Genomic DNA, 9643 nt, shown 5'->3' with positions numbered 1-9643 from the left:
ATTTTTGACTGTTGACGAATAGAATGAATTTACGTTTTGAAGAAAATCTTGAAATCATGCAACTTTTTGTGGTTTGAAATGCAGCACGAGGCAATTCCAGAGACTTGATCTATTGCCTATAAGTTTCTCTTATTCAACCTACTATTCTCTTTTCCTTTGCTTTTCAAGCAGCTCATCAAGCAGCATAGAAATAAGAAAAGAAACAGCTGTGCCAGCAAAAATACCGGTAACAACTCTCAGAATATTGATCGATTCGTAATTTGTCAACAACTGCAGAGAGCCATCTATAGCTAACGGAAGAAAAAGCAAAAGGAATAATGGAAGCGTTATCTTAAATCCTGGCATTAGCAATGAAGCAATCATTCCCAAAAAAAGGCCAATAAATATCCCGACGTCCCGGGAACAAAAAGGCATTTGGTTGCCATTTACAAAATAAGACCTTTCAGACTTCTGATGACAGTATATGTCACCCATAGTATAAATTGTTCTTGGAACCAGATTCATCTCTTCTATTACATTTTGATTGTCCAGTTCACCAACTTTTCCGTTAAGATCGTTAACCGCAGAGGAAGCTACGAGTAGTGGCGAAATGAATACCAGAATTAGCCAAACTGCAAAAAGATTGGCACTTAGAATTTTGAGTCTCACCGATCTAGATTTTATCAATTGCATGCTAAAAAAGCAATTATCAACAGGAAATATGATAACCTTTGCACACTTTCGGCTAATTTTTGCTATCGTCTTTCGGATATTTTTATTTAATGACCAATGCATTTAAATTTGTGCGTGATTACGAGTAATCTTTTTGCAAATGAATTCGATTTCTGAAGGTATCGACGCGATTTTGACATTTCATGATTGCAAGCGGATCTAAGACTCTAAGAAAAGATTGATATCGGATTTGCGTTTCTATGATGCGATGACCAGTCTTCCAGAAGAAATGGAAATCCTGAAACGGTTTCACGGACATCTCGGACCGTACGTTGTGGTAGGGTACAGGATGGGAGCGCTTGCCAGAAGATACATATCTGGGAAATTGCATGCTATCGTTCATACGGGAAATCAAAGGCCTCTTTCATGCCTAGTCGACGGTGTGCAATTCTCATCGTCCTGCACCCTTGGAAAAGGTAATATCTTTATCGTGAATGAAGGGAAGCCTGTTGCAGACTTTGTCAGCGATGAGATAAACTTGACTATCGAATTGAACGAAAAAGTGCGGAAGGAAATTGAAAGGAGAATGACACGAGAGACGGAAGAGGCCATTGCGATTGAAATTTTTAATTTAAATGAAGATGAATTATTTAACGTTAAGATTTCTACTAAAAGAAGTGAACAATCCAGGTCTTGCTTATGATTGATGAAAAGATGAATACGATCATTGAAAAGGGCATCCTAGTCCCAAAATGGTATATGACATCACTACATTTCCTTTCGGGAAGAAGAAAATCGGAAAAGTATGTTATAATAAATGTGAGTTCCAACAGATATAGCCCAACAACAAGGGTATTACTCCCAAACAGATAATTTGAACTAGGTTCAAGGCAATCTGGTATGACGAAGATACTACTTGTAATGCCAAGAACTAGGGGAGCGAAGAGGATGCAGGTATACTTCATCATATCAATGATGCTTCCAAGCCGTTCTATAATTCTCATCTCCAGCGATCGAATATCACTAAGATTCTGAGCGAGATTGAGTGCCACAAGGCCGGCTCCTGTTGTATCTCTTAGTGCACATTTAGCTACAAGGTAATAGGCGCTCTTCACAATGGCAGAAAGTGATGATTTGTCCATTTCTTCAGAAATTATTGTTTCGATCTTTGTTTTTAAAATCTGCGACCGCCTGAGTACCCTTTTGGCAAAATCACCATAGAAAGTCGCATGCCTTGTTTCATAAGATCTCTTCAGTGATGTTTCAAAACTCTCCCCGGCGATCATATGATTGCCTATTTCATAAAGCGCAGTAATGAAATCTCTTTCAGCATCGCTGCTCTTTCTACTCTGAATCTGATTGCGACGCAACCCGAAAGCTAACAATAGCGGCACAGGTATCGAGAAAATAATCAGGAAAAGATAGGGTTCTCTGTATAGAATACAGCCCAGTATTAGTAATATGATAACAGAGGGGACGACAAAAATAGCGTGATCAATTTTCTTCAATGTCTCATCTGAATGGTGCACAGTGCTTATCGGGTTCCGCAAAAGAATAGATCGGGCGTAGAGAAAAGTTGCCGTTGGTATGATAACTAGTATTAGAAAATATGCTTCCCATGGGGGTTGCATAGGAATATTTTCAACGTTATTTGCCGAGGCGACTAATGAGTCCATCTGGAGCAGTGTCAATGGAAAGAACGAAAGTATCATAATTGGCAAGATTATACCAAGCGCAAAGAGTACCATTGTGGGCATTGCAAGAGTTGCGACAAAGTTTTCAACACGATCACGGACATTATTTATAACCAGAGAATTTGCCTTATCTAACAAACGATTTAGACCCTCTCTAGTACTCTCGTACGATGAAGCGACGATGAGATGGAACGCATGTTGAATTCCATTGTTCAGATCCGAAAATGACGATGCAATGTCTTCTAAGCATAGTATAATATTTCTTTTCTTCCTGGTAAAAACGCTCCATATGGACTGTGACAATTTTTCAGATAAGGGAGAATGGATTTGAGTTGCCGTGTACTGCACGGCTTGTTCAATCGAAGGACGGAACCGCATACTCATTGAAATGCATGCTACCACGGAAGGAGCATCGCGAAATATCGATTTCTCTTCTCTCATTACGAAGTTATTCACTATCTGTACTGGATAAATGGTTAATATAAATCCAAAAATCAACCCAGCTAGTATTATGAAAATGATTGTAATTCCATCAACAAAAAAGATAAATAAAAATGAAAACCAGAACAGCGATACCATTGCAATTAAATACAATGTCCATGCTGCAGAAACTATTAATTCTTCTTTTATTCCTCTAGATTTTAGCCATCTTTTGGCCTGGGTGGAAATCAAAGACTTAAGTCTCAAGTCAAACCATTTAGGCGGGTTTATCCTAGCTAGGATTTCAAGTAATCGAACAAAATCCTTTTCAAGCATCGCCACTTATGCCAAGCCTCCCGCATGCCCAGATTCGGAATTCTTCGGCTACCGTTTCATAATGAATCTCTTCGTAAGTCATTCTCTGCCACAAAAACTCGTTTGCCCTTGATATCCATTCTGGCTCAAGACACTCAGTGTATCCTTTGTAAGCGAGAGAGATGAGTACTTCGCGAATTTTGGCTCTCGCTTGTATATTGTTCCAAGTTTCATCATAGCTGATGTTCCAAGACCGCGCTATCTTGTCGATAACCTCTGATTTCTCATGGAGAATATGGCAGAACGAGCACGATCCGTATTCAAATTTTGCCAGCGTTTGAAACTCTCCCGAATTATCTCCTTTTTTCAACTCAGCGATCTCTACTACTTTCCTTGTCTGGGCTTGAGAGCCTCGAGGTCTGCACAATCCAAGAGTGATAACAACGTCGGTTACTCCGAATACTTCCTTTGAAATTCTAAAATCGTGAACTACCCGCTCATATACTGATTTGGCAGATTCCCCATGAATGGTTCCGAGGACTGATGATCCAGCTTTTCCTGTACGCATGCTCTCATAAAGAGTGATCGCCTCTTTGCCCCGCACCTCTCCAAGAACTATTGCCGACTCGCCAAGTCTGAGACTTACTCTCAACGCCTCATTCATCCTTTCTTCTCGATTAACTCCTATTTCAGATTCAACGACCATTGATTGTACTTTATGACCAAGTTGCTGCAACTTCCTCACAGGTAACTCAGGAGTGTCCTCGATTGTAAGTATTCGCTGGCTCTTCGGAAATTCGAACAACGATGCTCCCAAGAATGCTGTTTTTCCGGAACCTCTTGGACCGCATATTAGTACCGTACTCCTGCCATCGATAAGAAATGAAATTAATCCAGCCATGAAGCAGTCGATCGTTTCGTTATAGGCAAACTTCAGAAGCGTCCACGGCGATACAGAATGTTTACGAAGTGCAATTGCTGTGCCATTAGGACTAAGTGGGGGACCGATTACAGTTGCGCGTGAATCGAAACCTGTCACATCGATTTCCATAACGGGAAAAGCTTCAGAAAATGGTTGTGCACTGCAATGTCTAAATCGCGAGACAAGTGCATCGACTTCGGCTTCTGTCACATTGATGTTTGTTGCACATCGAAAAATGCTGCTTGACCCTTTGCAGCCCTTTAGTGTTATGTAAATACAATTGGAAGCAACTGGAGCATCGACAAAAATGTCTTCGATACGGGGATCAGTAAGCAGGCTCTCAATGAGACCTAATCCAACAGTATACTTTGTGACGATTCTTGAAAGAGCCTCTTCGATTGAGTTAGAATTGTTCTCGATAGGGCAATAATTTGAGCAATTGTATTTCTGAACCAATTCAGGAATCAATGCTTTGGATAAAGTCGTAACGTACTGTCGTAATTCTTCATAAGAAGACCAACTAAGCCGAGGATTGCTGGTGGCTATTTTCTCTATCAATTCTCTAACAATCCGCACAAGCGGAGGAGAGAGTTTATATTCCAGGGGGTCAATATAATAAAAGTACTCAATACCGCCATGTAATAAAAAGATCTCAACTTTTGCATCTGAAATATCGTATTCTTCAATTTTTTTGGCATTCTTTGGAACTCGATTATTTAGCCAGTAGCCAGAAAAATGTGGCTTAGAAATGCTCCTTTCTTGGACAAGCTGGAGGAATGATTTTTTTAAGTGATTTGTATTGATCAACGACCCTCTTTTCAAAGGTCGAACCGCTTTAATTGAAATCTTCTTCATCAGTAGCCACCACCCTGTAAAGTTCTTTAATCATGATTCTCTGAATCGTATCTATCTCCGTTTCCACACGAGAGATTACAATCCTAAGTTTATCCAAACATTCACGGCATGCCTGCGAGCGATACATTGAAGAAGGCACATCATTCAGATTTGTTTTTACAAATGACAAATCAGCGAAGATAAGATCGAGGATACGAAGAGGATGAAAATCACAAATTTTGCATCTTTTTGTGAATTCTGAAGAATCTTTAAGTTCCAAAAAGAGCCGATGGATTCGCGATAGCCTTTTCAGTAGATTTACAATAGTAGGTTCAAACATTATATCGTAATCACCGATCATCACAAGCCTTTCAACGCACTCTTCAGTCTGAAGAATTGAGCATAGCGAATTCAAGCACTTTCGATCCGAGAGACTCTTATTGCCAGTGCAGTCGAGGCAATCAATTTCAATCGTGTTACCATGCTTTTGATATTTGCATCTGGAAATTTCGTCAAACCCCTTATCTTTACTGGTTCTCAAAATCGTTTTCCAAGCGCTCTGCCTCATTCTCCTCAAATGAGTAAATTAAGTGACATGTTCATTCGGGTACTTGTTACAATTAAGCTAAAAGTTCGAACTCTAGGTCGAAATTCCGGAGATGCATTCTTGATCGAAAATTCTCAAATAAGAAATTAGTATCCAAATCTCCATGAAAATAAAATTATAATCAAAGAGCTTATTGGGAAGTGTGGTTGAACTTGTTGCACCAGCTGGTTCAAAAGAATCATTGAAAGCCGCCATTCTCGGAGGTGCGAACAGCGTTTATTTGGGAGGGAGGCAGTTCGGCGCGAGGAGATTCGCCGAAAATTTTTCACCAAGCGAATTGAAAGGTGCTATCAAGATAGCTCATGAGAACAATGTGAAGGTTTACGCGACAGTCAACGTCCTTATCAAAGAAAAGGAACTTGCCTCTGTCCTATCATACATTGATTTCCTTGTTGCTGCTGATGTGGATGCTTTAATCATTCAGGATCGAGGGTTGCTTAAATTGATTAAAGATCATTTTTCGATTCCTATTCACGCATCTACCCAGATGAATCTCCATTCACCTGAGTGTCTTGAGTGGGCAAAATCAAATGGTATCAAGAGGGTGATCTTGGCACGAGAGTTGTCTCTTCAAGAGCTATTGGAGATCCGGAATAAAACGTCGCTTGAATTGGAAGTCTTCGTCCACGGAGCACTCTGCTATTCTTACTCAGGACAGTGCCTCTTCTCAAGCATTCTCGGAGGTCGTAGTGGTAACAGAGGAATGTGCGCACAACCTTGTAGAAAAAAATACAAACTTGGAAATAAAGAAGGGTACCTCCTCAGCACTGCTGATCTCTGGTCGACAAGAACACTTACGGTTCTTGTGAATATGGGTATCAATGCGTTTAAGATCGAAGGCCGTATGAGAAGTCCCCTATATGCTTACCTTACCTCTAGGATATATTCAAATGCCATTGGAAGAATTGAACGCGGTGAGACGGACCCCATCACAGAACGAGAAAAGGAACTGCTTCAGACAGTCTTTAGCAGGGGATTCACAAATGGCTATTTAGTTTCTGAATCTGTAATGCAAACGGAATATGCCAATTCGAGGGGATTGCCTTTAGGTATTGCAATTGTTAAACGAGGATTGCTCTCCTTGCATACAGCCACAATAAGGGAGCGTGACGGAATTACGCTTTATAAGAATCACGAGAAGATTGGTGGGTTTGAGGTTAAGAACATAAGATATCAAGGTGGCAAGACTGTTCTTTCTCTTCCTTTGAACGTTCCAGACGGTCGCTATTTTGCTTATAAGACAAAGGATAGGACTTTTGATAATATTAGTAAGATCATTGGTGAACTCGAATTCGAACCCATCGAGCCAAAGATAAATAAAGTCAAATTACAAATAGGGAAAATCAAAAGACATCCTCGTAAATGTGAACTCTCCTTTTATATATCATCGATAAAGTCGCTTGAACGAGTATTAAAATATGCTACCCGAATTTATTTCGAGGGAAACAAGCAGTTTGATGGGGCAAAGAAATTATGCGAGAAAAGTGGTGTCGAACTCGTCTTCATTTTGCCAAGAATCTCGTCACAAGTACCAGACGTGGAACACGAATCTATTATGGCCTGCACAATTGGGCAACTGCATAAATATAAGGATAGGAAACTCTACGGGCACTACTCGCTCAATTTCTTCAATAGTTTGACTCTTCCAAAAATATATCAATACACAATCTCCGTTGAGTTGAACAAAAAAGAAATCCAAGATGTCTTGAGACATTATGATCAAAGAGTGGAGATTCTCGCATTCGGGAAAATTGAGCTCATGGTATCCAAAGATCCATCACTACCAGAGGGTTTGCTCATCGACGAACGAGATAAGAAATTTGAAGTTTTTAGAGACTCGGAGGGTCTTGTACACATTCTAAACTCTTCAGATCTTCTTCTTCTTGACTATGTAGATGAAATCGAAGAAATGGGTATCGACTCGATCGGAATCGATTTAAGAAGAAGAGATGCGGAATTGTGTGAACTTGTAGCGAGAGCATTTTATCACAGAGACCTCTCACTTAAAAGAGATATTAAGAAAATGTGTAAGTCACTGACTTCTGGTCATTATCTAAGAGGAGTAAAATGATATAGAGAGAAACAAGAGCACTGATTTGTTCCTAGGTCTAATTGTAGCAACAAATCAAAAGAGTAGGCCTAATCAGTAGCAACGAGAGATGCGAAAGAATAAGAAGACTTCTTTCTATGGGAGATTTCAAATACAGAAACCCGGCTGGTCATTCAAAAAGTCAATCAAAGACATGACCGCTATTGGCGGTTTTATTGAGGTCATATTTTCCTTAATCGCCGTGAGCATAGGTGTTGCAATTCTTGTGAATAGCATAATAACAGCTACGATGGATCTCGAAAGAGACAATAAGGATTCTGAAGAAAAATGCCAATTGATTGCAAGAAATCTCATCGCAGACGAACGGCTATTCACTCCCGATGGAAAATTCATCATGCCACCAATTTTCAACATCTCCATAGGCAATTGTGAAGATTATGGCGTCAAAGGTTTCAGGATCACTGTAAAGGAAATAGACGATGGTGAAAGAATGTTGGCTTTGTTCGATGAGGGGGCGCATGCATCAGCCAACCAATCTGTGTATACTTATCAAAAGCGGGTCAATCTGCTTTATAGAGATGGATCAGTAGGAGCTGGCATTCTTACAATACAGATCTGGTGAGTACATGATGGATCATAAGGCACTAAATCACAAGGGATTAAGTGCGATTCTCGATTCGTTGATTTTCTTGGCGATCTGCGCAACAATATCCATTGCTCTTTCAAATGATTTTTCTCACAATGACGAGATTGGCTTAGGAAGAATGGAAGAACTTACGGAGGAAGTTCACAGAGTGCTCCTTGAGACAACAATTCAAATTTCAGAGCTCTCATTTTTGGAAGAAAATTACAACAAGTCAGCAAGTGTTTCTCATGTAGCTATTTTACTAATGACCGCGAAGGACTATAAGAATGACTCAGCAACCTCAAACTTCGTTTTGTCCGTCTCACGAATTCTCGCAGGATTGCTTCCCGCAAATGTCAATTTTCAGTGGTTGGTTGATGTTAATGGACAAAATCTCATTGTGAAAAATTCTGACTCGCCTCCCTTTTCTTCAGACAGATATGTTTCAAATATCGATTTATCGATCGAGATCTCTGATATTGAACTCCATGCTATTTTCTCTCTTATTATTTGGAAATAAGGTGCACGTGCCCTAAATACCGTCAAAAATTTCTCCTCATGTTTTTTTTCTTCAGCATTCCATTTGCAGTCTTAGTTGCCCTTGATAGTTCTAAATATTGTAAAATAAAGGCAACAAATATCGAAGCAAATACAACGGCAATCAAGAGTTCCGATGGCAATGATTCGAAGATTGCAGGAGAACCAAATAGAGATTGACCGCGAACCAAAAAGATGAAAAGGAAGAATACCGCAACCGAACTGAATAGGTACATCATCCATCCAAAGATTGACACTTTGACGTGCAAAATCTTGCACTGGCCGCCACAGATTTCACATTTCGTTCTTAGATACCAGTTTCTTGGCCTCAGGACGTTGCATTCGGGACAGTAACAAAATTTCATCTTCCACCACCATAATCACAAACCTTTACGATAATGAACGTTTCTACTGAAGATTCTTTTTCGTTATCTTTCACCTGATATGACATTAAATATGAATTCCTGATATTCAAATTTGGATTCCACCGGAGAATTCACTGGAATTATTCATTTGTATACCACAATAATACATAGAGGAAAAGAGCCTCGATAGCTGCGTATGCCCGCGCACTTAATCGTCTTCTCATCATAAACAATGCTGGTGGTGAAAAATAAGACTATGCACCGTACTTATCTGATCTATTTGCCTTGTCAAGCAAGATGGGCAAAAGATCTTTACCTCGAATTCTCCCCATTCCTCCTTTCAGAAAAGACCGCTCATCAAATGTTTGAACTTCATCCCTTAAACCACCCTCACAGTATACCGTAAGAGGGACCGGATCGCCACTGTGATCTTTTACCTCAATTGGCGAACAATGATCAGCTAAAATAGCAATGACTGTATCTTCAGGAATGGTATTTCTGAGGTATCCCACCATTGAGTCAACACGCTCTATAGCCTTAATCTTATTCTCGATGTCACCGTCATGCGAAGCAATGTCAGTCGCCTTAATGTTTATCAATACAAGATCTTTAGTCTCAAGAAG

10 protein-coding genes are annotated in these 9643 nt (G+C 40.0%); 4 read left to right on the top strand and 6 right to left on the bottom strand.

Annotated elements, in window-relative coordinates; genetic code table 11:
- Positions 1-141: 141 nt before the first annotated feature.
- Positions 142-648, bottom strand: coding sequence for a DUF2085 domain-containing protein (locus tag QW087_08035; protein ID MEM2944673.1), 507 nt, complete (start codon positions 646-648; stop codon positions 142-144).
- 271 nt (positions 649-919) lie between these two features.
- On the opposite strand from QW087_08035, the gene QW087_08030 reads away from it, so the two are divergent.
- Positions 920-1354 carry a formylmethanofuran dehydrogenase subunit E family protein gene (locus QW087_08030; protein ID MEM2944672.1) on the top strand — a complete coding sequence of 145 codons (435 nt, stop codon included), beginning with the start codon at positions 920-922 and terminating at the stop codon, positions 1352-1354.
- On the opposite strand, the gene QW087_08025 is transcribed toward QW087_08030, so the two are convergent.
- Genes QW087_08025 through QW087_08015 form a run of 3 tightly spaced genes read right to left on the bottom strand, consistent with a single transcriptional unit; the run spans position 1320 to position 5404 of the window.
- Positions 1320-3107 (bottom strand): hypothetical protein, encoded by a 1788-nt coding sequence (locus tag QW087_08025; protein ID MEM2944671.1) that lies wholly within the window; start codon positions 3105-3107, stop codon positions 1320-1322. The genes QW087_08030 and QW087_08025 overlap by 35 nt on opposite strands.
- Positions 3094-4857 (bottom strand): type II/IV secretion system ATPase subunit, encoded by a 1764-nt coding sequence (locus QW087_08020; GenBank protein ID MEM2944670.1) that lies wholly within the window; start codon positions 4855-4857, stop codon positions 3094-3096. The genes QW087_08025 and QW087_08020 overlap by 14 nt, the downstream gene beginning before the upstream one ends.
- Positions 4838-5404 carry a hypothetical protein gene (locus tag QW087_08015; GenBank protein MEM2944669.1) on the bottom strand — a complete coding sequence of 189 codons (567 nt, stop codon included), beginning with the start codon at positions 5402-5404 and terminating at the stop codon, positions 4838-4840. The genes QW087_08020 and QW087_08015 overlap by 20 nt, the downstream gene beginning before the upstream one ends.
- Before the next feature lie 181 nt (positions 5405-5585).
- On the opposite strand from QW087_08015, the gene QW087_08010 reads away from it, so the two are divergent.
- The 3 genes from QW087_08010 to QW087_08000 all read left to right on the top strand — a co-directional run bounded on the left by QW087_08010 (position 5586) and on the right by QW087_08000 (position 8638).
- Entirely contained in the window at positions 5586-7514 is a 1929-nt protein-coding gene (locus QW087_08010; protein MEM2944668.1) for a peptidase U32 family protein, read from the top strand.
- A gap of 88 nt (positions 7515-7602) precedes the next feature.
- Entirely contained in the window at positions 7603-8115 is a 513-nt protein-coding gene (locus QW087_08005; GenBank protein MEM2944667.1) for a hypothetical protein, read from the top strand.
- A gap of 4 nt (positions 8116-8119) precedes the next feature.
- Positions 8120-8638, top strand: a complete 519-nt coding sequence (locus tag QW087_08000) for a hypothetical protein (GenBank protein MEM2944666.1) — start codon at positions 8120-8122, stop codon at positions 8636-8638.
- Between the two features lie 22 nt (positions 8639-8660).
- On the opposite strand, the gene QW087_07995 is transcribed toward QW087_08000, so the two are convergent.
- Complete coding sequence (locus QW087_07995) at positions 8661-9020, bottom strand: hypothetical protein (GenBank protein MEM2944665.1); 360 nt, start codon at positions 9018-9020, stop codon at positions 8661-8663.
- A gap of 254 nt (positions 9021-9274) precedes the next feature.
- A partial coding sequence (locus QW087_07990) for a phosphoglycerate mutase (GenBank protein ID MEM2944664.1) occupies positions 9275-9643 on the bottom strand: 369 nt, incomplete at its 5' end.

Source organism: Methanomassiliicoccales archaeon (genome assembly GCA_038850735.1).
In the GTDB taxonomy this organism is placed as follows: domain Archaea; phylum Thermoplasmatota; class Thermoplasmata; order Methanomassiliicoccales; family JACIVX01; genus JACIVX01.
This window is presented reverse-complemented; position numbering and strand designations above follow the sequence as displayed.

Bases quoted from the DNA above. Each gene is read 5' to 3' on its own strand.
- QW087_08005 (MEM2944667.1), top strand. From the start codon at position 7,603: ATGCGAAAGAATAAGAAGACTTCTTTCTATGGGAGATTTCAAATACAG.
- QW087_08015 (MEM2944669.1), bottom strand. From the start codon at position 5,404: ATGAGGCAGAGCGCTTGGAAAACGATTTTGAGAACCAGTAAAGATAAG.
- QW087_07995 (MEM2944665.1), bottom strand. From the start codon at position 9,020: ATGAAATTTTGTTACTGTCCCGAATGCAACGTCCTGAGGCCAAGAAAC.
- QW087_08030 (MEM2944672.1), top strand. From the start codon at position 920: ATGACCAGTCTTCCAGAAGAAATGGAAATCCTGAAACGGTTTCACGGA.
- QW087_08000 (MEM2944666.1), top strand. From the start codon at position 8,120: ATGATGGATCATAAGGCACTAAATCACAAGGGATTAAGTGCGATTCTC.
- QW087_08020 (MEM2944670.1), bottom strand. From the start codon at position 4,857: ATGAAGAAGATTTCAATTAAAGCGGTTCGACCTTTGAAAAGAGGGTCG.